This window comes from Chromobacterium sp. W521, assembly GCF_052805975.1.
The window spans coordinates 121453-145237 of the sequence record NZ_JBRBAF010000007.1 but is presented as its reverse complement, the minus strand read 5'-3'; the positions used below and the strand labels follow the sequence as shown (position 1 = coordinate 145237).

At 62.7% G+C, this 23785-nt stretch carries 23 protein-coding genes; 12 read left to right on the top strand and 11 right to left on the bottom strand.

Annotation, left to right across the window (positions count from 1 at the left end; genetic code table 11):
* The first annotated feature begins 4 nt into the window (after positions 1 to 4).
* Positions 5 to 178: a hypothetical protein gene (locus ACUXV1_RS12680; protein ID WP_156039022.1), complete on the top strand. Its 174-nt coding sequence runs from the start codon at positions 5 to 7 to the stop codon at positions 176 to 178.
* Positions 175 to 576, top strand: a complete 402-nt coding sequence (speD, locus tag ACUXV1_RS12675) for an adenosylmethionine decarboxylase (RefSeq protein WP_043640418.1) — start codon at positions 175 to 177, stop codon at positions 574 to 576. Before ACUXV1_RS12680 ends, speD begins: the two co-directional genes overlap by 4 nt.
* A 151-nt stretch (positions 577 to 727) precedes the next feature.
* Here speD and ACUXV1_RS12670 read toward each other — a convergent pair whose 3' ends face one another.
* Both ACUXV1_RS12670 and ACUXV1_RS12665 read right to left on the bottom strand, forming a co-directional pair.
* Entirely contained in the window at positions 728 to 2635 is a 1908-nt protein-coding gene (locus tag ACUXV1_RS12670; RefSeq protein WP_446015550.1) for a bifunctional 2',3'-cyclic-nucleotide 2'-phosphodiesterase/3'-nucleotidase, read from the bottom strand.
* Between the two features lie 34 nt (positions 2636 to 2669).
* The gene (locus ACUXV1_RS12665) at positions 2670 to 2993 is read right to left on the bottom strand and encodes a winged helix-turn-helix transcriptional regulator (RefSeq protein ID WP_043640423.1); all 324 of its coding nucleotides are present in this window, start codon (positions 2991 to 2993) and stop codon (positions 2670 to 2672) included.
* A 103-nt stretch (positions 2994 to 3096) separates the two neighbouring features.
* Here ACUXV1_RS12665 and ACUXV1_RS12660 point away from each other — a divergent pair, with 103 nt between their 5' ends.
* Positions 3097 to 3636, top strand: a complete 540-nt coding sequence (locus tag ACUXV1_RS12660) for an NAD(P)H-dependent oxidoreductase (RefSeq protein ID WP_043640426.1) — start codon at positions 3097 to 3099, stop codon at positions 3634 to 3636.
* 82 nt (positions 3637 to 3718) lie between these two features.
* Here the strand turns inward: ACUXV1_RS12660 and gstA are convergent, their stop codons facing one another.
* The 4 genes from gstA to ACUXV1_RS12640 all read right to left on the bottom strand — a co-directional run bounded on the left by gstA (position 3719) and on the right by ACUXV1_RS12640 (position 7887).
* Positions 3719 to 4330: a glutathione transferase GstA gene (gstA, locus tag ACUXV1_RS12655; RefSeq protein WP_043640429.1), complete on the bottom strand. Its 612-nt coding sequence runs from the start codon at positions 4328 to 4330 to the stop codon at positions 3719 to 3721.
* Between the two features lie 120 nt (positions 4331 to 4450).
* The gene (locus ACUXV1_RS12650) at positions 4451 to 5020 is read right to left on the bottom strand and encodes a DUF4337 domain-containing protein (RefSeq protein WP_446015549.1); all 570 of its coding nucleotides are present in this window, start codon (positions 5018 to 5020) and stop codon (positions 4451 to 4453) included.
* 247 nt (positions 5021 to 5267) lie between these two features.
* Entirely contained in the window at positions 5268 to 5552 is a 285-nt protein-coding gene (locus tag ACUXV1_RS12645; protein WP_446015548.1) for a VF530 family protein, read from the bottom strand.
* Between the two features lie 64 nt (positions 5553 to 5616).
* Positions 5617 to 7887: a DUF3141 domain-containing protein gene (locus ACUXV1_RS12640; protein WP_446015547.1), complete on the bottom strand. Its 2271-nt coding sequence runs from the start codon at positions 7885 to 7887 to the stop codon at positions 5617 to 5619.
* Positions 7888 to 8115: 228 nt separating this feature from the next.
* On the opposite strand from ACUXV1_RS12640, the gene ACUXV1_RS12635 reads away from it, so the two are divergent.
* Both ACUXV1_RS12635 and ACUXV1_RS12630 read left to right on the top strand, forming a co-directional pair.
* Positions 8116 to 8595 (top strand): Spy/CpxP family protein refolding chaperone, encoded by a 480-nt coding sequence (locus ACUXV1_RS12635; protein WP_052370753.1) that lies wholly within the window; start codon positions 8116 to 8118, stop codon positions 8593 to 8595.
* Between the two features lie 183 nt (positions 8596 to 8778).
* On the top strand, positions 8779 to 9252 hold the full coding sequence (locus tag ACUXV1_RS12630; RefSeq protein ID WP_446015546.1) for a Spy/CpxP family protein refolding chaperone: 474 nt from the start codon (positions 8779 to 8781) through the stop codon (positions 9250 to 9252).
* Between the two features lie 73 nt (positions 9253 to 9325).
* On the opposite strand, the gene ACUXV1_RS12625 is transcribed toward ACUXV1_RS12630, so the two are convergent.
* From ACUXV1_RS12625 to ACUXV1_RS12615, 3 genes are all read right to left on the bottom strand, one after another.
* On the bottom strand, positions 9326 to 9793 hold the full coding sequence (locus ACUXV1_RS12625; RefSeq protein ID WP_446015545.1) for a DMT family transporter: 468 nt from the start codon (positions 9791 to 9793) through the stop codon (positions 9326 to 9328).
* A gap of 44 nt (positions 9794 to 9837) precedes the next feature.
* Positions 9838 to 10245, bottom strand: coding sequence for a YkgJ family cysteine cluster protein (locus ACUXV1_RS12620; RefSeq protein WP_043636573.1), 408 nt, complete (start codon positions 10243 to 10245; stop codon positions 9838 to 9840).
* 144 nt (positions 10246 to 10389) lie between these two features.
* Positions 10390 to 12369 carry a peptidase U32 family protein gene (locus tag ACUXV1_RS12615; RefSeq protein WP_043636569.1) on the bottom strand — a complete coding sequence of 660 codons (1980 nt, stop codon included), beginning with the start codon at positions 12367 to 12369 and terminating at the stop codon, positions 10390 to 10392.
* A 224-nt stretch (positions 12370 to 12593) separates the two neighbouring features.
* Between ACUXV1_RS12615 and ACUXV1_RS12610 the strand changes: the two genes are divergently transcribed.
* The 7 genes from ACUXV1_RS12610 to ACUXV1_RS12580 all read left to right on the top strand — a co-directional run bounded on the left by ACUXV1_RS12610 (position 12594) and on the right by ACUXV1_RS12580 (position 22023).
* On the top strand, positions 12594 to 14291 hold the full coding sequence (locus ACUXV1_RS12610; RefSeq protein WP_043636564.1) for a methyl-accepting chemotaxis protein: 1698 nt from the start codon (positions 12594 to 12596) through the stop codon (positions 14289 to 14291).
* Positions 14292 to 14736: 445 nt separating this feature from the next.
* Positions 14737 to 16119, top strand: coding sequence for an OprD family outer membrane porin (locus ACUXV1_RS12605; protein WP_446015544.1), 1383 nt, complete (start codon positions 14737 to 14739; stop codon positions 16117 to 16119).
* Positions 16120 to 16309: 190 nt separating this feature from the next.
* Positions 16310 to 17569 (top strand): ABC transporter substrate-binding protein, encoded by a 1260-nt coding sequence (locus ACUXV1_RS12600; protein WP_446015543.1) that lies wholly within the window; start codon positions 16310 to 16312, stop codon positions 17567 to 17569.
* Positions 17570 to 17672: 103 nt separating this feature from the next.
* The gene (locus tag ACUXV1_RS12595; protein ID WP_043636682.1) at positions 17673 to 18536 is read left to right on the top strand and encodes a carbohydrate ABC transporter permease; all 864 of its coding nucleotides are present in this window, start codon (positions 17673 to 17675) and stop codon (positions 18534 to 18536) included.
* A 9-nt stretch (positions 18537 to 18545) separates the two neighbouring features.
* Positions 18546 to 19415: a carbohydrate ABC transporter permease gene (locus ACUXV1_RS12590; protein ID WP_203389411.1), complete on the top strand. Its 870-nt coding sequence runs from the start codon at positions 18546 to 18548 to the stop codon at positions 19413 to 19415.
* Positions 19412 to 20899, top strand: a complete 1488-nt coding sequence (gene nagZ / locus ACUXV1_RS12585; protein ID WP_446015542.1) for a beta-N-acetylhexosaminidase — start codon at positions 19412 to 19414, stop codon at positions 20897 to 20899. Before ACUXV1_RS12590 ends, nagZ begins: the two co-directional genes overlap by 4 nt.
* 11 nt (positions 20900 to 20910) lie before the next feature.
* Positions 20911 to 22023 carry an ABC transporter ATP-binding protein gene (locus ACUXV1_RS12580; RefSeq protein ID WP_446015541.1) on the top strand — a complete coding sequence of 371 codons (1113 nt, stop codon included), beginning with the start codon at positions 20911 to 20913 and terminating at the stop codon, positions 22021 to 22023.
* Between the two features lie 68 nt (positions 22024 to 22091).
* Here the strand turns inward: ACUXV1_RS12580 and ACUXV1_RS12575 are convergent, their stop codons facing one another.
* Complete coding sequence (locus tag ACUXV1_RS12575) at positions 22092 to 22712, bottom strand: uracil-DNA glycosylase (RefSeq protein WP_446020072.1); 621 nt, start codon at positions 22710 to 22712, stop codon at positions 22092 to 22094.
* A 238-nt stretch (positions 22713 to 22950) separates the two neighbouring features.
* Positions 22951 to 23643, bottom strand: a complete 693-nt coding sequence (locus tag ACUXV1_RS12570) for a B3/B4 domain-containing protein (RefSeq protein WP_446015539.1) — start codon at positions 23641 to 23643, stop codon at positions 22951 to 22953.
* Positions 23644 to 23785: the final 142 nt, after the last annotated feature.

Below are 23785 nucleotides of genomic sequence, written 5' to 3'. Positions count from 1 at the left end.
GCCGATGTCGCCAGGACTCTATAAAGCCTTTTGCCTGCTGGTGATCGCAATCACCACCATGATCAATTTCTCCAATATGGACAACACTAACCGCGGCACCGGCTCGCGCAGCTGGAGCAGCGGTAGCGGCGGCGGCGGCTCCTCCGGCTGGGGCAGCGGCGGCGGCGGCCATAAATGAAAGCGGCGATTGGCCGGCACCTGCTGGCGGATTTTCACGGCTGTCCGCCGCAGCGCCTCAGCGACCCGGCCCAGGTGGAGCACGCGCTGCGCCAGGCGGCGCAGGCCGCCGGCGCCACCGTGCTGGCCGGCCACGTCCACCACTTCGGCGAGGCTCAGGGCGTCACCGGCATCCTGTTGCTGATGGAGTCCCACCTCAGCATCCACACCTGGCCGGAACACGGCTACGCCGCGCTGGACCTGTTCATGTGCGGTCAAGCCCGTATCGACGCCGCGCTGGCGCGGCTGCGGGAGGCGCTGCAGCCGGCCGAGGTCCGCAGCCAGCTGCATCGACGCGGGGAACTGACGGTATCGCCCATTCCCGATATTGCCAACGGCACGACTCGGGAACAGGCTTAGAGCCTGTTCAAAGTCTCGCGAGCCAAGGCGAGACCGGGCGAAAACGGCTGAGACAGCGAAGTGCGCATACGGTGAGCATTTCGAAACCGTGCTCGCCGCGTCGCGGCTCACGAAACGCAGCAGACTAGGAACAGGTTCTTGATCCTTTCTCTTATTCCACCAATTCCAGACTAACCGAACCATCGCCATGCTCCGCGGCCAGGCGGAACTGCGGCTGGCGCGCCAGATAACGCAGCGCGCCTGCGCCGGTGTCAAAGCGCATCGCGACGCCGGCCACGGGCTGAATGCGCCAGGCAGGTTTGGCCGCCGGGTCCACCACTTTTCGCTCGGCCAGATAAGCCGCCACCGCCGCGCGGTTTTCGTCCGGCGAATCCACCACCACGCGGCTGGCGTCTATACCGGGGAAATGGCCGCCCCCGGAGGCGCGGTAATTGTTGGTGGCCACCAAAAAGCTGGCGTCCTCGTCTATCGGTTTGCCCTGATAGCTCAGCTTGACGATGCGGCGGCTGTTCGGCGCAACCAGCTTGCCGTCGGCGTCGTAGCGCGCCGGCTGGCTGACGTCGATCTCATAGCTGACACCGGCGATGCTGTCGAAGTTGTAGGAGCGGAATTCCGGATTCAACAGCGGCTGGGTCTTGGGGCCCTTGGGATCGATCCGCAGAAACTGCCCCGCCGACATTTCCAGCCATTCGCGCACTTCGCGGCCGCTGACCTTCACCGCCTTCAGCGTGTTGGGGTAGATGTAGAGATCGGCCAGATTGCGGATCGCCAGCGGGCCGGCCGGGATATCGGTGTAGTAATTCCAGCCCTGACGGCCGCCGGCCTTGAACGGCGCGGCCGCGGACAACACCGGCAAACCTTCGTACTCGGTGCCCTTGACCGCGTTCTTCACATACCAGGCCTGAGCTTCGGCCACGATCTGCACCGACGGGTCGTCCGCCGCCTGGGCGAAGTAGCTGTAAATCGGCGCGCGGGTTTCCGCCACTTTGCCGCGCACATAGTCCAGCGTCCGGCGGTGTTCGGCGGCGATCAACTCGGCCACCTTGGGCTCGGCGGCCGCCAGCGGCCGCTTGGCTTTCTTGTCGTAGATGGCCCGCAGGGCGGCCTGCTTGCCGCTCACCTTCCAGCCGGCGTCGCCACGCTCCAGCACCAGATCCACCACGCCGATATGGTCGCCCCAACGTCCCGGCATCACCGCCGGCACGCCGTTGATGGTGCCGGCGGCCAGGTCCACCTTGGGGTAGCCGGCGAAGGCGGCGGACGGGAACTCCGCGTGGGCGTGGCCAAACAGAATGGCGTCGATGCCGGCCACCTCGGCCAGACCAGCCACCGAGTTCTCGGCAAAGCGCGCGCTCTCGCCTTTTTCAAAACCGGAATGCGGCACCGCGATCACGATGTCGGCGCCCTTGCGCTTGAGTTCAGGCAGATAGCGGCGCGCGGTGTCGACGATGTCCCGCACGTCCACCTTGCCCTGCAAATTGGCCTTGTCCCACTGCATGATCTGCGGCGGTACAAAGCCGATCACCCCGATGTTCAGCGTCTGCGGCTGGCCGTCCTCGTCCTTGAACTCCCGCTTGAGCAACACATAGGGCTGGAAATACGGCTGGCCGGTCTTGGCGTCCACCACATTCGCGTTAACGTAGGGGAAGGCCGCCGTCTTCAGCGCCTGACCCAGAAAGGGCAAACCGTAATTGAATTCGTGATTGCCGATATTGCCGGCGTCGTAGCGCAGCCAGTTGAGCACCTTATAGGCGGGATGAACCTCTCCGGCGCGCAGCGGCTGGATCTTGGCCACCAAGTCTCCCAACGGATTGCCCTGCAGCAGATCGCCGTTGTCTATCAGCAGGCTGTTGGGCGCCTCTTGCCGCGCCGCGCGGATCAATGTCGCGGCGCGCGCCAGGCCGAAGTCCTGCGTCGGCTTGTCCTGGTAGTAGTCGTAATCCAGCAGGTTCATGTGCACGTCGGAGGTTTCCAGCACCCGCAGCTTCAGCGGAGCGGCCCAAACGTTGACGGCCGTCGCGGCCAGCAGGGAGGTGACGAGGAGAGGCGCAAGTTTCACGGGACAGCCCTTTTCTGGTTTTATCGCGCCCGCATTATACGCCCGCCGCCGGCCGCTCCAGGTAGAAAGCGCCCCAGGCGCACATCGCGTCTATCACTGGCCGCAGCGTGTCGCCCAGCTCGGTCAAGCGGTATTCCACCCGCGGCGGCACTTCCGCGTAAACCGTGCGCGCGATCAGGCCGTCGCGCTCCAGTTCGCGCAGCTGCTCGGTCAGCACCTTCTGCGACACTCCGCCCAGCAAACGGCGCAGTTCGCCGGTGCGCCGGCTGTCTTCGGACAAGTGGCACAGTATCGCGCACTTCCATTTGCCGCCCACCAGCCGCACGGTGGCATCGATGGGAAAATTCAGTTCGCTCATGCGGACACAGTTACCTTTTGGTGCTTATGAAACAAAAAAGTACATACTTATCAACAACTTGATCCATTGATAGCATGGCCGTTCCCATTTTACAGGAAGCGCCATGAAAACCCTGATCATCGTTGCCCATCCCGATCTTGAGCAATCCCGAATCAACCGCCGCTGGATGGCCGCGCTGCGCCGGCATCCGGAACACTACACCGTGCATGCGCTATACCAGGCTTATCCGGACGGGAAGATCGACGTGGCGCGCGAACAGGCGCTGCTGAGCAGCCACCAACGCATCGTCTTGCAGTTTCCGCTGTACTGGTTCAGCTCGCCGCCGCTGTTGAAAACCTGGCAGGACCAGGTGCTGGACGAGGGCTTCGCCATCGGCGCGCGGCCGGAAGATTGGCGCATGCGGGACAAGCGCATCAGCGTGGCGGTGTCCACCGGCATACGCGAGCGGGACTTCGCGGCGGACGGCCGTTATCTGTACCGGATGGAGGAAGTGTTGCGGCCGTTCGAACTGACCTGCCGCTACATCCGCGCCGAATGGCTGCCCGGCTTCGCGTTGCACGGCGCCGAGCACGATCTGAGCGACGCCGAGATCGAGGCCAGCGCGGATGCTTATCTGCGGCACCTGCAGGCCGAGGCAGTATAAATCCACTCGCCATGAAAAATGCCCGGCCGGAGCCGGGCATGATCTTGTCTGGAACGGAGAACGTATTCCCGTTCCAGTGGAATTATTCCAGCAAGCCTTCCGCCTTCAGCGCTTGTTGCACGAAGGGCAAGGCCGCCACGCGTTTCTGGAAGTCGATCAACGCCGGGAAATCGCCCAGCGAACGCTGTACGAACTGCGCCCAGTTCAGGCAGGTGAACAGATAGGCGTCGGCCACGCTGAAACGCTCGCCCAGCAGATAGGGCGTTTTCGCCAGTTGCTCTTCCGCCAGCGCCAGCCGACGGGTCAGCTTGTCCCAAGTCTGCTGCTTGACTTCGTCGCTATTGGGATAGAACAGCGGCGAGAAGCCCTTGTGCACCTCGGTGGCGATATAGTTCAGCCATTCTTGCAGCCGGTAGCGCTCCAACGTGCCGTTGGCCGGCGCCAGCTGCTTGGCCGGCGCCTGATCCGCCAGGTATTGCACAATGGCCACGCCCTCGGTCAACAGCTCGCCGTTATCCAGCTGCAAGGCCGGCACATAGCCGCGCGGATTGATGGTGGAGAAGTCCACCCCGCCCGCGGTCAGATGCGGCTGGACCTTGAGATTCACCTTCTCGGTGTCGAACGGCAAGCCGCTGGCGAACAGTACGATATGCGGGGACAGCGAGCAGGCGCCGGGGGAAAAATACAGTTTCATCGCTTTTCTCCAGTTCAGAATGTCTCGGGACAAAACGCAGGAATGCGGAAAACCCGGACAGCCTGAGCCAAATCGATGACAGTTGCAACCCTGCCGCCGATAGGGCCGCTCCCGCGCCCCTCAGCCCAACAGAGAAACGATCCAGCCCGGATGAATATTCCAGCCGGCAAAACCCGCCAGCCAGAAAAACACGCCCACCGCGCCAAAAGCCCAGGCGCACAGCAAAGGAATGAAATTGGCGGCCAGCGCCGCCACCGCGGCGCAGGCCACGGCGATGGACAGGCCGGCGTCGCTGACGTCGAACAGCTCATGGCGAGCGTTCAACTCTTCAAAACCCTGCTCCTTGGCCTTGGCCTTGAGCTGCAAAGCCTGCGCCTCCGCGGCGTAGCGAGCGATGTCGCGTTGGATCGCCGCCTGCTCCGGCCGCAAGGCCGCCGCCGCCGCAGGATTGGTCAACTCCAGCAAGCGCGCCTGACGCTGGCTGCTTTCCGCCAGATGCTGCTTGATCTTCTTGGACTGGTATTCGGACCAACTGTCCACCGCGTCGGTCTTCAATAGCTGACGCGCCTGCACGATATTGTCGTCCTTCAGCTTGCCCAGGCCCATGAACACCGATAGCAGCACCACGGTCAGCGCCACCAGGCTGTTCAGGTACTTCTTCTCCGCTTCCACGCTGATTTCCAATTCCATATTCCCGCTCCACAGTGAGAACATCATCGCCGCCGGCCCGGCGGACGGGCAGGTTTTAAGGCCTGTTCAAAACCTAGCGAGCAGGAGCGAGACAAATCGAAAACCGCTGAGAAAGCGGAATGTACGAGCGGTACATGAGCATTTCGCAGGAATTTTCAACGCTGTATGCCGACGCGCAGCGGATCGTAAACAGGTGCTTAAGCCTTAACGCAAGGCTGCCTGCTTCCGTGGACAATGGCAATGGCCATCAGGATGACTTCTTGGCGAACAACCGCGGGCGGGAGTCCACTCCGGAACCAGCCGGCGTCTGCAGCCGGGTCTTCAGCGCCACGAACAAGTCTTCCACCTGCTGACGCGCCCACGGAGTGCGCCGCAAAAAAGCCAGGCTGGATTTGACGCTGGGGTCATGATTGAAGCAGCGAATCTGGATGCGCCGCCCCAGCTCGGGCCAGCCGTAATGGCCGACCAACTGGTTCAGCATCTGTTCCAGCGTGACGCCGTGGATGGGATTCTTGGGTTGCGGTGCGCTCATGGTCGTGTTTTCTGGCTTGGGCGGGCGCAGTGTACCTTGCGCCCGCCGCGCCGCAAAGCCGTGCTCACGCGGCCGGCTTGGGCTTGCGTTGCCGCGACGCGCGTTTGGGCGCGGGCTTGACCGGCGCCGGAGCCTCCGGAGGCGAGCTGTTCCGCTGGGCCAAGCCCATCGCCAGCGCCAGCCGGCCCAGGCGCTGCTGCTTCTCGCCGCTGATGGGCCCCGCCGCTTGCAGCAGCAGAATCGCCAGCTCCAGCGCGAACTGGCGCTGTTGCTCGGTGGGCAACAAATGTTCCAGCGTCGCCAGCGCGCGCTTCTCGTCGTTGCGCACCAGCCAAGTCTGGCGCCGCACCGCCTGCTTGAACTGCTCCAGCGTCAAATCCTCGCCCAAGGCGGTTTCCTGCATCACCCGGCGAATAGCGTTGAACGGCCTCACGTCCACCACGCCGTTGCCGATGGCGACATAGATCAACAACCGCAAAAAGCCGTCCACCGGCCCGCCTTCGGCGTAATGGGCCTCCAGCTCCTGGCGCTTGAGCCGCAGCATCTCGCTGCGCTCCCAACTGCCGTCCGCCTTGCGCACTCCGTATTCGCGCTGCGGTTTCAAACCGGTCAGCGCCGCGCTCCACGGCGATTCGAACAAAGTTCGGAAGCTCAGCTCCTGCCAGGCGTCGCGACCGTCGCGCCAACCGTTCAGCGCCGTCTCCATCCACTGCGCATAGCTTTGCTGCCATTGCCAGAACGGATTGTCCTCCTCCGCCGGCCGCCGTTCGTCGCGTACCTTCTCCGCCCATTGCCGCAGCCCGGCCAGCCAGGGGTTGCGGCTGGAAAACCAGCGTCGCTCCAATCGCGACGGATGCATTTCGCGCCACCAGCGCGCGGTATGCTCGTTGCCGTATAAGCGCAGCCAGGGAGAGACGAAGGTATCGTACAGCTGCTGGTTGACCTCTCCCACCCGGCGCACCACTTCGAAGGCGGCCTCGCCCTGGCGGCCGTCGCCCAAAGCCAGAATATCGTCGATGTCGCGCGGCTCGAAGCGGATCACATAGCGGCCTTGCAAGTATTCCAGCCCGGCCATTTCCGGGTGGGTATCGGTGATGATGGCTTCGTACAAGCCGGGCGGCAGCACATCGATCAAGTCCAGCGCGCTGGCCAGCTCGCTGTGTTCCTTGTTGGCCACGCCGGCGGACACGAAAATGCCCAGGTGGCCCACCTGCTCGTGCAGGCAATAGACGATGGTCTGCTCATTGACGCGGATGTCCTCCACGCTGTGGTACAGGTCCGCGATCCAGAACAGCGCCTGCTGCGGCGGGGTGATGTTGTCGCCCCAGGAGGCGAACACCACGATGGGCGAGCGGATGTTGCGCAAGTCCACCGCCTGCCGTCCCTGCTCTAGCGTCACTTCGCCATGGCTCAGCCGGTTGCCGACGAACAGGTTTTGGGTAATCCATTCCATCTCGGCCTTGTTGAGCAGATAGTGGCCGCCCCACCAGCGCTCGAACTCCAGGAAACGCTCACGCTCGGTGTCCACCTTGGCGTACAAAGAGTAAGGCTTTTTCCAGTAGGTGTTGGCTGGGTCCAGCTGTTCGAAATTGCTGACCAGATGAGCCCCGTCGAACTGGCCGTGGCCCAGGTCGCCCACCAGCGAGGCCATCCAGGTGCCGCCATACAAACCGCCGGAATAACGCATCGGATTCTTGCCGGCCACGCCGGCCCAGTAAGACAACGGCGAGCCGGCCAGCAGGATGGGGCCCACCAGCTCCGGCGCGGTGGCCGCCAGCATCGCCAGCGCCCAGCCGCCCTGGCAATTGCCGATGACGAAGGGTTTGCCGGCGCTGTGCGGATGCAGCTGGTTCACCTTTTGCAGGAAGATCTTCTCGGCGCGCCACACGCATTCAATCGTCTGCTTGGGCTCCGGCACCGGGAAAAACATCACGAAATAACAAGGATGTCCTTGGCGCAGCGCGATGCCGATCTCGCTATCCATCTTGAAGCCGCCGATGCCGGGGCCGTGGCCGGCGCGCGGATCTATCACCACGAAGGGCCGTTTGGCCGGGTCAGGTTTCGGACAACCGTCCGGCGGGCGGATCGCCGACAGCGCGTAATTGACCGGCTGCTCCAGTTCACGGCCATCCACGATGATGTCGTAGTCGAAAACCAACACCGGCGGATGGCCGGAGGCGGCGTGCTCCAGATAGGTGTCCCCGCGCTGGCGCAGAATGTCGCAATACAGCACCGAACGCTGCCAGGCGTCGATCCAATACTCCACCAAGGCGCCGTTCAAACCCCCGGCGCCCAGCGCGGAGAACCAAGGAAATGAAGAATCAGGCAGGCTCATGCGAAACGCTCCGGCGACGATAAGGGAATGCCGCAATTCACTCTAGTCCAAATCCCCGCCCCGGTCGGGAAAAAGCCCATCGGCAAAACGCTTGCCGGCGGGCTTTACATTTGGTAACAATTGACCCCGGCCAACTCACACTTAATTGACAGTCGCCATCCAGAATAATGGAGTGATCCTGCCGATGTCGTCCGCCCGCATCACAGCCATCAATGGAATGGCCCGCCTATGAAACCGCAGATACCCTTTATATTCGCCAGCCTCGCCGCCGGCGCCGCTCTGGCCGCGCCGCCGGAACCCGCTTGCCCGCCGATGGGCAATTTCGCCGGCCGCCCGTGGAAGATAGACCCGGCCAAGCGCGACGCTTTCATCGCCCAACATCAGAAAGCGCTGCACGACAAGCTCAAGATCCAACCAGCCCAGGAAGCCGCGTGGCTGGCCTTCGCCAGCGCCACCCGCCCCGGTCCGATGCCGCCCTGCGAAAACGCGTCCACCGCGCCGGAACGCATGGAACAGCGCGTGCTGATGGCGCAGCGCCACCTGCTGAATCTGCAAAAGCGTTTGGAAGCGCTCAAATCCTTCTACGGCCAGCTCACGCCAGAGCAGCAAAAAATCATGGACCAGGACAGCCCGCCGCTGATGGGCGGCCGGGGCCAGGGGCCAATGCGCAAACTACAGGCAGGCCAAGGCAACGAGCCTCACAACTAAAACCCGTTACGATCTGCGACGATTCGTGAGCCGTGGCGCGGCGAGCCCCGCGCATTGTTGCAAACTGCTAAGCGGGCCGGCCCGGTTAACACTCGGTAACAAGCCCCGCCCTACCCGCAACACTTGCCAGACACCCATGCTCAATACTGCTTGCATGATCCACCTCCATAGGAGTCTTCAATCATGACCAAGCTGTTCAAGCCCATGCTGATCGCCGCGCTGCTGGCCACCGGTGTCACCGGCTCCGCGCTGGCCGCCGGCGACGCTCCGTCGCAAAGCCCGATGCCGATGATGGAAAAAGGCCGCCACATGGACCCGGCCCAGCGCGAAGCCATGGCCGCCCGCCATCTGCAAGGACTGCATGACCAACTGAAGCTGCAAGCCAGCCAGGAAGGCGCCTGGAAAACCTTCGTCGCCTCGATGAAGCCGGGCGAACGAGCGATGCCGCCCAAACCGCAGGCCGGCGAAACCGCGCCGCAACGCATGGAACGCATGTTGGACATGATGAAGCAGCACCAGGACGCGATGCAGAAACGCCTGGACGCGCTGAAAACTTTCTACGCTCAGCTAACGCCGGAGCAGCAGAAAGTGATGGACCAATGGCACGGCCAGATGGGCCGCCACATGGGCCCGATGTCCAAACCTCAGCCCAAATAAACGCCGCGCGTTTGACAGCAAAAACGGCAGCCTCTGGCTGCCGTTTTTAGCGTGGCGGCCCTGCGCCTATCGCTCAAACGCGTCCAAACCACTTATCGCCAAAGTTAACCAACAACACTCCGCCCACCACGAGCGCCGCCCCCAGCAGCCGAGGCAGATTCACCTCTCGCAGCGGCATCGCCAGCCAGCCGAAACGATCGAACAGCAGCGACACACACACCTGGCCGGCGATCACCAGGGACAGCATGGCCGCCACGCCCAGCCGCGGCGCCAGCAAGGTGGTGCCGAACACAAACATCGCCCCCATCGCGCCGCCCAACAGCATCCACCACTCCACCCGGCCCAACTGTGCCAGATCCGGCCATTTCTGACCGGTGGCGACAGCCAGGCCGGCCAGACACAGGCTGCCCACGGAGAACGACACCAGCGCCGCCAGCAGCGTGCTGTTGCCCAGCACGCCCTTGAGCTGGTTGTTGATGGCGGCCTGCAGCGGCACCACTACGCCAATGGCGAAAGCGAATAAAGGATAAATGGGGTTCATGACGATCCAGTCGAGTCAACGGAGAGTTTCACGTGAAACAGCGTTCACGCCGCGGAATGGCGAAGGAAAACGATCTTCTGCGGATTGCGGGTATACGCGCAGAAGCCCGGCTTGGGGCCCACCTTGGGATGGTTGCGACAAGTATTGGGGCGCCGTTCGTAAATGCCGCACAAACGGGTCTTCTGATCCAGGTGCATGCAATCGCCGTTGGCACGCCGCGCCAGCGTGAACAGCTCGCGCTTGAAATTGAAGTGCTGGATCAATCGCTGCTTTTCCAAGCGCTTGGCGATGTTCTTGATCGGCTCTTCCAGCTCGAACTCGTCCACCACACCCATGCGCACCAGATCCGGCAGCCGCACCTCCACCGGCATGGAACAGCAGCTGCCCATGCAGTCCTCGCACAAACCGTTCTTGTATTTGACCCAGGTGTCCAGGCGCTCGATGTCGGCCACGTTTGATTCCCCGTGATGCCGGCGTGGCCGGCGATAATGTATTAAAGGATTGTTCCGCATAGGAAAAAAGGAAAGAGGCGCATTTTACGCGCCTCTCCGCCGCCGCCGCAATCGACTCGCCGCCTCAGATCGGCAATCTAGCGCTCAAGACCGCGGACGCTGCTTGAAGAAGGTCAAGGGCGCGGTGTACGGCACCTCGCTTGGCGGCGGGGCCTTCAGGATGTGCTTTTTCATCTTGCCCATCACATGCATCTCGCAAGGCCGGCATTCGAACTTCAATGTGTAGGTTTCGTTGCCGGACTTCAGCGTCATCGGATCGGCGCGCACCTGGCCCATCACGCCCTTCACCCCCTTGGCCTGCTTCGGGCACAGGTTGAAGGAGAAGCGCAGACAGTGCTTGGTGATCATCAGGCTGACCTCGCCCTCTTCCTGATGCGCCTCGTAGGCGGCGTCGATGACCTCCACCCCGTGCTTGCGGTAGAACTGCCAGGCCAGATTGTTGTAGACGTTGGCCAGATAGCTCAGCGTCTTTTCCGGATACGGCGCCGGCGGCACCAACGCCGCCTTGCGCGGCTGGCGCGGCCAGGCCTGCAAGCGCGCGGCCTCCAGCCGGGCGATGGCGTCTCGGCGCAAGGCGTTGATCGCCGAGGCCGGCGCGAACCACGGCTGAGAGAGTTGCAGCGTTACATCGTGGGCAACGAACATGGTGTTGCCCAGCTTCGCCAGATTGTCTCGCAAACCTGCAAGCGCCTTCTCCGCGTCCTTGGCCGGCTCCAGCGCCAGCGGGCTGCGGGCGACGGCGCTGACGCCGTCCTCGTCGGTGATGCTCAGTTCCAGGCCGTCGGCGTTTTCAGCCAGCGTCATCCACACGCCCACCTTGCGCTCGGCGGACTTTTTCAGCAGCGCCAGTTCCCAGGCGTGGTCGCGGTTGCGGCTGATGTCCACGCCCGGCTTGAGGCCGGCCAACACCGAAGCGTCGTTGGGAAACACCCTCCACAACAACTCGCCGTCCGCGGTCTTGCCCACTTGCTGCACGGTATTGGCCTGAACGCCCACGACTTCCCGCTTCTTCATGAAGTTGATGCCGTCGCCGTTGCTCATGGTTTCTCGGGTGGCGATCTCCAGCCAGTCCGGCCCCACTTTGCTGACTACGCCCAGGCCGACGCCGACGAACTTGGGCGAATCGAAAGCGCCGATGTCGATCTTGCGGCCAGTGGCGAAGTAATCGGTGCCGCCGCGGTGGAAGGTCTTGTCCGGGTCCGGCGCGAAGAAGATTTCGCTGTCGCCGCTGGAGGCGCGCGCCAGCTCCGGCCTACGTTCGATGATCTCGTCCAGCAGCAGCCGGTAATGGGCGGTGATGTTCTTCACATAGGACACGTCTTTGTAACGGCCCTCGATCTTCAGCGAACGCACGCCGGCGTCCAGCAGCGCCTCCAGATTGGCGCTCTGATTATTGTCCTTCATCGATAGCAAATGCTTGTCGAAAGCCACCACGCCGCCGTCCTTGTCGGTCAGCGTGTACGGCAGTCTACAGGCTTGCGAGCAGTCGCCGCGGTTGGCGCTGCGCCCGTTGTCGGCGTGGCTGATATAGCACTGGCCGGAGAAGGCCACGCACAGCGCGCCGTGAATGAAGTATTCAATGGTGGCGGCGTCGCCCACCGCGTCGGCCGCCTGGCGGATTTGCGGAATCGTCAGCTCGCGCGCCAGCACCACTTGGGAGAAACCGGCATCGGACAGGAAACGCGCTTTCTCCGGCGTGCGGATGTCGCACTGTGTGGAGGCATGTAGCTGGATGGGCGGCAGGTCCAGTTCCAGGATGCCCATATCCTGAATGATCAGCGCGTCCACGCCTGCGTCGTACAACTGCCAGATCAGCTTGCGCGCCGGCTCCAGTTCGGCATCGTGCAAGATGGTGTTGAGCGTGGCGAAGATGCGCGCGTGGTAGCGGTGCGCAAACGCGGTCAGGCCGGCGATATCCTCCACGCTGTTACAGGCGTTGTGGCGCGCGCCGAAGCTGGGCCCGCCGATGTACACCGCGTCGGCGCCGTGCAAGATGGCCTCGCGGCCGATTTCGGCGGTCTTGGCGGGCGATAGCAACTCGATCTGGTGCGGCAACAGGCTCATGGCGTTTCCTGACATTTAGTATAGGTGGCCGCGTCGGGCGATGGCGGCCGCAAAGGGGCGGAATTATAACGGAATCATGGAGTTATAGGTAGCAATTTGCAGCAGCGGCTTTTAAGTTCAGCCCTGGGACCACGGCCTTGCCATGCCACTGTCACATGCCGCGACTACACCTCCAAATAGTCAAAATCGGTTTTATATATGCAAAAACCAATTCGGAGAGCGTCATGTTCAACCGCCTGACCATCGCCCAACGCTTAAGCGCGCTCGTCGCGGCTCTGTTGGCCATCACCGTCTTGATCAGCCTGTTTGGCCAACATGCGCAAAAAGGCATACTCGACGACTTCGCCACCACTTACAACGACAGAGTGGTGTGCCTGAAACAGCTGAAAACCGTGGCCGACAGCTATGCGGTGGGCATCGTTGATGGCGCGCACAAACTGCATGCCGGCGCCATCGACGCGGCCGGGTTTATAGGCGGCATCGACGCCGCGCAAGTGGCGCTGAAAAAACAATGGGGCGACTACCGCGCCACTTATCTGACCGATGAGGAAAAAACCCTGGCCGACCAGGCCGAGGCGGCAATGCGCCACGCCGACGCCAGCGTGGCCCGGCTCAAAAGCCTGGCCCAGTCCGGGGACCGCGCCGCGATGCAACTCTTTCTGGACAAGGAAATGTACCCGGCCATCGATCCCATCGCCAACCGCATCGCCGCGCTGATCGACTTGCAGTTGCGAGTGGCGGCGGAAGAGTTCGCCAAGGCGCAGGAACGCGCCGCCGCCAGCCGCGCCGTCGCCATTGCGCTCTTGATCTGCGGTGTGGCGCTGGGCGCCTTGCTGTCGCTGATCATCATCCGCTCGCTGATGGCAGAGCTGGGCGGCGAGCCGCGCGACGTGGTGGCGCTGACCGAGCGCATCGCCAACGGCGACCTCAGCCAGAAACTACAGGCCAAGGCCGGCGACCAACACAGCATCGTCGCCTCGATGGCGCGGATGCAGAGCGGACTCATCCAGATGGTGCGCGCCATGCAGCAGATCATCAGCCAGCTAAGCGCCAATGCCACCGAGCTGGCGGCGGCGGCGGAACAGGTGGCCGCCAGCGCCGAGGAGCAAACCCGGGCCGCCTCGTCGATGTCGGCCTCGGTGGAGCAATTGTCGGTCAGCATCTGCTCGGTGGACGACAACACCACCGATGTGGCCACCGAATCCGTCTCCACCGGCGAACTGGCCACCCGTGGCGAATCCATCATCGACCAGACTCTGCACACCATAGAGTCGGTAGCGGAAATGGCGCGCACCTCGCAAGTGCAAGCCGACCTGATGAGCAGCCGCTCGCAGCAGATCTCCAATGTGATCCAGGTGATACGCGACGTGGCCGACCAGACCAATCTGCTGGCGCTGAACGCGGCGATAGAAGCGGCGCGCGCCGGCGAACAGGGGCGCGGCTTCGCCGTGGTGGCGGACGAAGTGCGCAAGCTGTCCGAGCGCACCGCCCAATCCACCGCCGAAATCAGCACCAGCATCCGCGAGATGCTGGATAGCAGCGCCCATGTGGTGCAGAACATCCACCACACCGTGGACCATATGGAAGTGGGCTTGCAGCAAGCCAACGACGCCCGCTCGGCCATCACCGGCATCAACGACAAGGTGGCCAGAGTCAAACAATCGCTGAGCGCGATCTCGGTATCGCTGCACGAGCAGCAGGCCGCCGGCACCGGCATCGCCGCCAATGTGGAGAAAGTGGCGCAAATGTCCGAGGAAACCAGCGCCGCCGCCAGCCAGACAGCGGACTCCGCCAGTCAGATGGAACAGATGTCGCATGAGCTGCAATCCAGCATCAATTACTTCACCCTGCCGCAGGCCGGCCAAAGCCAGAACGAAGAAACGCCGCTGCAAACCGGCCGTTCGTTGGCGGCCGCCAGCTGAAACCCGTTTACCCCCTCTCCGCACTTGGCCTGGCGCTTGCCAGGCTTTTTTTTAGTCTGGCAATGCCCCATGGCCTATGGGTCAGCCGGCGCTTACCTTCGCTGCAACACCATGTTGCATAGCAGCAATGTCGATAAGCGAAAAATACTGCGCGTGTTGCCGCTGCCGCGGTTGAAAACGCGTAGTCATCCCGGCCAATCCTTCGTTAACACTCCAAATTCCGTTCGGAAAAACAAAAAGTAGATGCCTTTCATTTGCATTTGGCGGCTATCTGACGCCAATGAGCGGCCATTTCCAGCAAACCCATGTGCATGGCAACATTGCAACAATATGACGAATTATTTTGCAATACCAATGAGATACCAATTGAGAACCAGTAAAAGACCAGATAGTTTTAGCGCAGGACATCCAACAGAGGTGTCGCCACGTGATTGGAGTGACTGAAATGCCTAAGCCGACCAAGCTTGCCCTACTACTGTTGACCGCCCTGCCCTGTGTCGTCATGGCGGCGGAAGACTCGATTCCGGCCAACGACACCTCGCCCACCCAGGGCGCGCCGGCCACTTTCGAACCGGTGGACGTCTATGACTTGATCACCAAGTCCGAAACCACCGTCAGCGCCATCTATTACGGCCGTAACCGCCAAGCGGACTGGCCCGCTCCGCCCAACAGCAAGAACCGCGACGACATCACCGTCAACGCGCTCAACCTGGGCCTGAATTTCCGTTCCGGCTACGCCTGGAACAAGCTGGGCTTCGACGCCGCCGCCCACGCCGCCATCCGCCTGGACAGCGGCAAAGGCTGGTCGGAAGTGCTGAACCACGACATCAACGACAGCTCCCAACCCGGCGGCGTGGACAAGAGCGCCGCGGTGCTGAGCCAGGCGGCGCTGAAATTCCGCCAGCACGAAGACGGCCAGGGCTTCTCCGCCCGCGCCGGTTACACCCCCATAGGCATCGGCACCCTGGGCACCTCCGGCGGCCTGCAATCCCACGCCTACCGCGGCGTGGAAATGAAATACAAATTCGGCGACTTCGAAGTGGGCTACGGCTGGGCCGACCAGTTCCGCAATGAGTGGGACACCCGCTTCCGCGACATGACCAACTCCTGGGAACAGGGCCGCAGCAACGGCAGCACCGCCAAACGCGTCGATTACGTCAACAGCCTGGGCTTCCGCTACGCGCCTAAAAACGGCTTCGTCGACGTCGGCGTAGGCGAAGGCAAGGACTACCGCCGCAACGCCCAGATCGCCGGCTCCTACTCCTGGCAGCTCAACGGCGACGACAAGCTGACCGCCACCGGCTACTACTTCACCGGCAAGTACCAGACCCAGCTCTCCGGCATTCAGAACCCCAAGAACGAATACCACGCCAGCGGCAGCGTCAGCTACGCCACCGGCGGCTGGACACTGATGGGCGGCCTGGGCTACACCAAGGCGCCGGACTCCGGCGAACTGAACTTCCGCATGACGCCGTGGGGCAACAGCGACAACCGCAACTTCATCCAAACCTGGGGCCAGCTGGACGACTTCGTCTGGGACGGCACCACCGTCTACAAGCTGGGCGTTAATTACGATCTGGCCAAGGTGGGCGTGCCCGGCCTGACCGTGGGCCTGTCCGGCAACTACGCCACCGGGATGAAAAACCCGGGCAAGGCCGACACCAAGGCCCATGAAGTGGACTTCAGCATCGGCTACAGCGTGCAAAGCGGCATGTTCAAGGGCGCCAGCATCGGCGTCTATCCGGCGTGGCTGCGCACCGACGGCTTCTACGGCAAATCCGACCGCAACGACGTGAAAGTCATCGCCTCCTACAGCAAGACCTTCTGATCCGCGCGGCTGGCCGGGCGTCCTCTCGTCCGTCCGGCCGCCGGCTCACTGGCATTGAACTGGTCTCGCTTTCATTGACACCACTTCAATGCCACAATGCGGCAAAACGCCAATCAAATGGCATAACAATATAGCAAGCCCGCCGTCAGACTGGCCGCCCGCCAGCGCCGGCCTCCATGGAGAAACCATCATGAAACTCAACGCCTTCGCTCGCGCCGCCCTGCTCGCCGCCGGCTGCGCCGTCGCCCTGCCGGCTCTGGCCGCCGACAAACCCGTGCTGGAAGTGTGGACCATGAGCCTGTCGCCGAAATTCGACAGCTACTTCAAGGATCTGGTCGGCAAATACAACGCCCAGAACCCCAATGTCGAAGTTAAATGGACCGATTACCCCTGGGACGTGATCCAGTCCAAGTTCACCGCCGCCGTGGGCGCCGGCAAGCCGCCGGCTCTGGTCAACCTGAACGTGCCGTGGGCTTACGACTACAAGCAAAGCGACCTGCTACAGCCGCTGGACAGCGTGATCAACAAGGGTCAGTACGTGGACGGCGCGATCAAGGACGTCACTTTCGACGGCAAGGTTTACGCCTTCCCTCACTACAACGGCGCCAACGTCATCGCCTACAACGCCGAGCTGTTCAAGAAAGCCGGCCTCAATCCGGCCAAGCCGCCCAAATCGCTGGACGAGCAGCTGGCTTACGCCAAAACCATCAAGGCCAAAACCGGCGTCGCCGGCTTCGCCCCGGCGCTGGGCCCCACCAAGATCGAAGGCTTTCTGATCCAGAACGGCCTGCCCTTGCTCAAGGACGGCAAACCGGTGTTCAACAGCCCGGCCCACGTGGCCATGCTGAAAAAACTGGGCGACGCCTACAAGTCCGGCGCGCTGCTGAAGGACAATCTGTTCGCCCAGGACAACTTCCAGGTTTCCATCGCCGCCTACAACAGCGGCCGCATGGCCATGCTGGTCACCACCCCGGCCTCGCTGACCCGAGTGCGCGACGAAGCCCCCAAACTTTACCAAGCCACCCAAGTGGCTCCGGCGCCCATCGGCCCCACCGGCATCGCCGCCGGCGGCTGGATGTTCAACTTCGGCGTGGCGCGCAACGTCAACAAGGCGCTGCTGCCGGAAATCGGCAAGTTCGGCAACTACCTGACCAACGCCGACAACCAGCTTGCCTTCGCCAAGCTGGCCGGCACCCTGCCCACCGCGCGCAAGGCGGCGCAAGACCCGTACTTCCAGAAAGTGGCCAATAACGCCGGCGCGGCGGAAAAAGCCGTCGGCGTGGCCGCCGCCAGCCTGGACAAGACCCGCACCATCTATCTGGCCGGCGTCAAGGACCCGGATGTGCTCTCCGCCCGCCTGGCCGCCGCGGTGGAAAAAGCCGTCACCGGCCGCCAGGACCCCAAGGCCGCGCTGGACGAGGCGGCGGCGTTCTGGAGCGGCAAACTGTAAAACGCGCTTGACCGCGGCGGAGTCTCAGACGCCGCCTCCCGCAACCCGCAGGCCGTCGCCGCATTCCGGCGTCGGCCTGCCGCTACGTCACAAGGTTCTGCCCATGCGCACCAAGACCACGCTGCAAGCCTATCTGTTCCTGGCCCCGGCGCTGTTGCTGATGCTGGCGTTCTCCTTCTGGCCGGTGGGCTTCGGCAGCTTCATCGCCTTCACCCAGTACAACCTGATCGACAGCCCTCGCTGGGTGGGCCTGGACAATTTCCGCGAGCTGTTCGCAGACGACTTGTTCCTGGCCTCGCTGAAGAACTCCGCCATCTACCTGTTGGTGGTGCCGGTGATCCAGATCGTCGCCATGCTGCTGGCGGTGCTGGTCAACAACCAGCTTCCCGCCATCAAGTGGTTCCGCGCCGCCTACTACCTGCCGGTGGTCACTTCCGTATCGGTGATCGGCATCATCTGGAACTTCATGTACACCGAAGACGGCGTGCTTAACGCCGCGCTGCACTGGCTGCGGGTGGTCAACGAACCGGTGGGCTGGCTCAACGACGACCGCATCGCGCTGTTCGCGGTGATGTTCATCACCGTTTGGCGCGGCCTGGGCTGGTATATGGTGCTCTATCTGGCCGGCCTGCAGGCGGTGCCGGCCGACATCTACGAAGCGGCGCAGCTGGACGGCGCCAACGCCTGGCAGCGTTTCTGGCGCATCACCGTGCCGCTGCTGGCCCCCACCATCCTGCTGTGCTCGATGATGTCGGTGCTGGCCGCGGTCAAGGCCTTCGAGGAGGTGCAGATCATGACCAAGGGCGGGCCGATGCAATCCACGTACACCGCGCTGTTCTACGCCTACGAGTTCGGCATCAAGTCGCTGAACTTCGGCCGCGCGCTGGCCGCCAGCCTGGTGATGTCGGTGTTCTGCGTGGCGCTGGCCTGGTTGAACTTCCGCTATCTGCAGCCGCGCGAACCATAAGGAAACGCCATGCAAAACACCGCCACCCTCGCCGCGCCCGCCGCCCGCAGCCACAGCGCCCGGCTAAGCAAGCTGGCCGGCCGCGGCCTGCATTATCTGGTGCTGAGCCTGATCGCCGTCGTCACCGTCTACCCGTTCTGGTGGACGCTGGTCACCGCGCTCTCCACCGAGGGCGACGTGTTCGCTTTTCCGCCGCCCTTATTGCCCAGCGCCCCCGGCCTGGACAACTTCAAGGAGGCGGTGTCCAGCATCGACCTGCTGGCCTTCTACAAGAACTCCGTCGTCATCGCGCTGGCCACCGTGGCCGGCACCCTGCTGGTCAGCGCGCTGGCCGCCTACCCGCTGGCGCGGATGCGCTTTCCTGGCCGCAAGCTGGTGTTCGGCGCCATTCTCGCCACCATGATCCTGCCCAGCGAAGTCAACTTCCTGGTCAACTTCATCACCGTATCCAAACTGCAGCTCACTGACAGTTACAGCGGCGTGGTGCTGCCCACGCTGGCCGGCGCGGTGGGCATATTCCTGATGAAACAGGCCTTTGAGGCCGTGCCGCAGGACTTGATAGACGCCGCCCGCGTCGACGGCGCCGGCGACTGGCAGATCTTCTGGAAAATCATGTTGCCGCTATCTCGTCCGGCGCTGGCGGCGCTGACCATACTCACCATGGTGTCGGCGTGGAACCAATACATCTGGCCGTCCATCGTGATGTCCAGTCCGGACAAATTCCCGCTGTCGGTGGGCGTGCTCTACCTGTCCGGCGCCTTCAGTTTCAAAACCCGGGTGGTGGCCGCCGGCGCGGTGCTGACCGTGCTGCCCATCCTGCTGGTCTTCCTGTTCACCCAGCGCTACTTCCTGCGCGGATTCGATGGAGCCGTCAAATGAGCGATACCCTGCAACAACTGGCCGGCCAGGCGCTGATGGTGGATGTGGCCGGCCCGCGTCTGGGCGAAGACGAAGCCGCCTTCCTGCAACAACTGGGCGCGCGCGCCATCTGTCTGTTCCGCCGAAATGTGCCGGACGAGGCCAGCATCCGCCGGCTGATAGCCGATCTGCAATGCGCGCTGGGCGAGGACATCCTGATCGGCATGGACCAGGAAGGCGGCGCGGTGATGCGCACCCTGTTTCTGCCGGCGGCGCCGTCGGCGATGGCCCTGGGCGCGGTGGACGACGCGGAACTCGCCGCGAAAGTGGGCGCCGCGGTAGCGCGCGGGCTGGCCAGCCTGGGCGTGAACTGGAACTTCGCCCCGGTGCTGGACCTCAACAACAACCCGGACAATCCGGTGATCTCGGAACGCTCCTTCGGCGAAAACCCGCTCAAGGCGGCAAGACTGGCGCGCGCCTGGATCAGCGGCCATCTATCCGAAGGCGTGGCCTGCTGCGTCAAGCACTTCCCCGGCCACGGAGACACCCACACCGACTCCCATCTGGATCTGCCGGTGGTGGACAAGCCCAAGGCCGAACTGCGGGATTACGAGCTGTCGCCGTTCGCCGCGCTGGCCGACCTCGCCCCCGGCATGATGAGCGCCCACATACGCTTCCCGGCGCTGGACGCGGACTGGCCGGCCACGCTGTCGCCGGCCATCCTGCGGCAACTGCTGCGCGAGCAGCTGGGCTATCAGGGCGTGATGATCACCGACGGCATGAATATGAAGGCCATCCGCGAACGCTGGGGCCAGGCCCAGGGCAGCGCCCAGGCGCTGGCCGCCGGCGCCGACCTCAGCCTGGTGCTGCAATTCCAGGACGAAATGGAAGAGAGCAAGCAGGCGCTGATCGACGCCGCCGCCGCCGGCCGGCTGAGCGAGGCGCGGCTGCAAGAAGCGGCCGCGCGCGTGGACGCGCTGATCCGGCGCTACCCCAGCCGTCAGCGCGATTACGAACCGGCGCAGCGCGCCGCCGACGCCGAATTGTTCGCCGAAGCCTGGCGCCGCGCGCTGACCGCCCACGGCCAGCCGCAACGGCCGCCGGTGGGCGCCACGCTGCGCCTGGTGGTGCAGGACCAGGCGCCGTCCGACGGCGTGTCCGAGGCCGGCCTGTCCGCCGACGCGCTGATCGCCCGGCTGTCGCGCCGCTTTAGCCTGGAAGTGATCCGCTACCAAAGCCGCGAGGAACTGGACTGGCGCCGTCTGCCTCAGGACGGCCGCTACACCGTGGTCGCCTCCACCACCCGCGAACGCTACGGCGCGCGCGAGCGCGCCGAATGGCGGCCGGACCTGCACCTGGCCCTGTGGAACCCCTACGCCGCCGCCGATCTCGAGGCGCCGGCGCTGATCAGCTACGGCTTCGCCGACGCGGCGCTGGACGCCGTCGCCCAATGGCTGGCCGGTGAGATAGAAGCCGCGGGCGTGCTGCCGGCGCGCTTGCAATAAAAGGATTCGATATGGCCCACCTCAAGCTCAGCAATATCCACAAAGTCTACGACGACGGCAACGCCGTCATTCACGGCGTGGACCTCGCCGTCCGCGACGGCGAATTCATGGTCTTCGTCGGCCCCTCCGGCTGCGGCAAATCCACGATGATGCGCATGATCGCCGGCCTGGAAGACATCAGCGCCGGCGAACTGTGGATAGGCGGCCAGCTCGCCAACGACATTCAGCCGTCCAAACGCGGCGTGGCCATGGTGTTCCAGAGCTACGCGCTCTACCCGCACATGACGGTGCGGGAAAATATGGCTTTCGGCCTCAAACTGGCCGACAAGAGCAAACAGGACATCGCCGCCGCCGTGCACCGCGCCGCGCTGACGCTGCAGATAGAACATCTGCTGGACCGCAAACCCAAGGCCCTGTCCGGCGGCCAGCGCCAGCGCGTGGCCATTGGCCGCGCCATCGTGCGCAAGCCGGAAGTGTTTTTATTCGACGAACCGCTGTCCAATCTGGACGCCGCGCTCAGGGTGCAGATGCGCATCGAATTGGCGCGGCTGCACAAGGAATTGGGCAGCACCATGATCTACGTCACCCACGACCAGGTGGAAGCGATGACCATGGGCGACCGCATCGCCGTGTTCAACGCCGGCCGCATCGAGCAGGTGGGCACGCCGCTGGAGCTGTACCAATGCCCGGCCAACCGCTTCGTCGCCGGCTTTATCGGCTCGCCCAAGATGAATTTCCTGCCGGCGGCCATTGTTGCGGACACTCCGGCCGGCCTGACGCTGGAACTGCCCGGCGGCAACCAGCTGAGTCTGCCGTTCCAAGGCCGCGCCGGCGACGCCGTCACCCTGGGCGTGCGCGCCGAACACCTGCGCTTTGCCGACGTCGGTGTGCCGGCGACGGTGCAGTTGGTCGAACATCTGGGCGATGTGCAAATCGTCTACGTCCAGGCCGACGGCGTGGCCGAACCCATCGCCGTCAAACTAGGCGGCCAGGACAGGGCGCCACAGGCCGGCAGCGGTTGCCGCCTGACGCTGGACGCCGAACACTGTCATCTGTTCGACGCCCGTGAGCAAGCCTTGCCCCGGCTGGCGATTCAAGCGCAGGCCCAGGCCGAGACAGTGTGAGCGGCGGCAAGACAGGACGCAAAAAAGGACGCCATCGCGTCCTTTTTTATCCAAAAACCAAATTAATCCTATGCTTTTTCTGCTTCGGCCCATTGTTTGGGTATTAAGTCCCACATATCTCTATTAGTTGCTCTCACTTTGGGAGAAGGGTGCGCAGAAGTAAAAATCTTTAAATCCATATCTCTCATAAGTCGCTGTGCTTTCCCGGCCTTCTTTCCTACAAGTACAACTTTTTTTACTTTGGGGAGTAGCAACAATAACTTTCGTAGCTCTTCAACTCCTACTCGTAGCTCCTCCGAAGTAACTCTGATTGTCCCATTCCAAAATGGAATTATATTCCATAAAATAGTTTTTTTTCTCGCGATTTCTGCTTGATTCATAAAATAGAATAAGGCTTGTGCGGTTGGGTCGTCATTATCTCTAGAGATAAATCCAGAGCCTTGTCTTTTACCTGATAGCGAAGTCATTGGGCCAGGCTTTTCCAATAAAAATAATATTTCAGCATTGATTCCACCATCCAATGGGTCAAAATCTTGAAACTCTAAATCAGGGAATTTTAATCTCAAATCACCAACAAAATTCGTCAGTGGTTCTACATGTGGCTCCAAGAGCATCCGGCGACGCTGAGCGACTTGCTCCAAACAACGTAGTGAGCGAGGTGCATCTAAAATAAATTTTTGCATTTCCATAAATTTAACAAACCATATATTATTAAAAATAAAAATCATTCACCACAAAAAAATTTACAAACATGCTAACTATGGCAAAAGGATGATTAAAAATAATCAAAAATGGCGCAATCACTTCTTTATCCACAGAAAAAGCTATCCAGCCTTTTTATCCACAGCTCGCCGTAACACCCCACATCCGCTAAATGACATCCATATCGGTAAGCGGCTAGCGCGGTTTATCCACAAGCCAGCATGCTTACGACACTTTATCCACAGCAGCCAGCTCAAAGCTAGTCCGCGCCGCGTCCAGCTCGAAACGAACCAGCTGCCCGGCATGCGGCCGCAGCTGCTCGGCCAGCCAGTCCATGCCCGCCGCGCCGGAAGGAAAACCGCCGTCCGGCCGCTCGCTGACGAAGACCACGTCGCGGCTGCCGGCGTCCAATTTGAACAAGTCCGACTCCAGCCAGTTCAGGCAACGGCACACCACCTGTCGTTCGCCGTTCAGCCATACCGCCTCGCCCGGCTGCGGCGTCTCCGCTTGATCCCTTCCCAGCGGCAGAAAAGGCTCGTCGCCGACGGCCAGGTCCAATTGCAATACGCCGCCCAGCTTGGCGATGTCCTCGCCGCCAAACGGACTCAGGCTCAGCAAGGACGCCTGGTTGTACAAGTCCACCAGCGGCAGGATGCTGCGCAGCTTGTCCTTCTGCGCCGCCTTGACCAGGTATTCCAGCGAACAGCGCGCTTTCTTGTCGCCGGGCAAGTCCTTGTACATCTGCTTCCAGGCTTGCAACAACTCGTCCAGATCGCGTTCCGGCTCCGGCAAGGTCGGCAGCCGCGCGGGCAAAGCGGCGGCGTTGATATCCAGCGCGATCAAACCGCTCACCTGGATCTGCGGCAGGCGGGACAATAAGGCGGGGCTCAGGGCAATCTGCATCGTCGGGTTTTCCACGGTTGAATCCGTGTCAGCATAGGCCCCTCGCGGACTAAGGGGAAACGCGTTTTTTTGCTGGGGTATTAGCGCGACTGAATCGCCACACGGCAATGCGCGAGGCCCCGTAAATGGGGCCAGTTCGCACCGGTATCGATGCGGG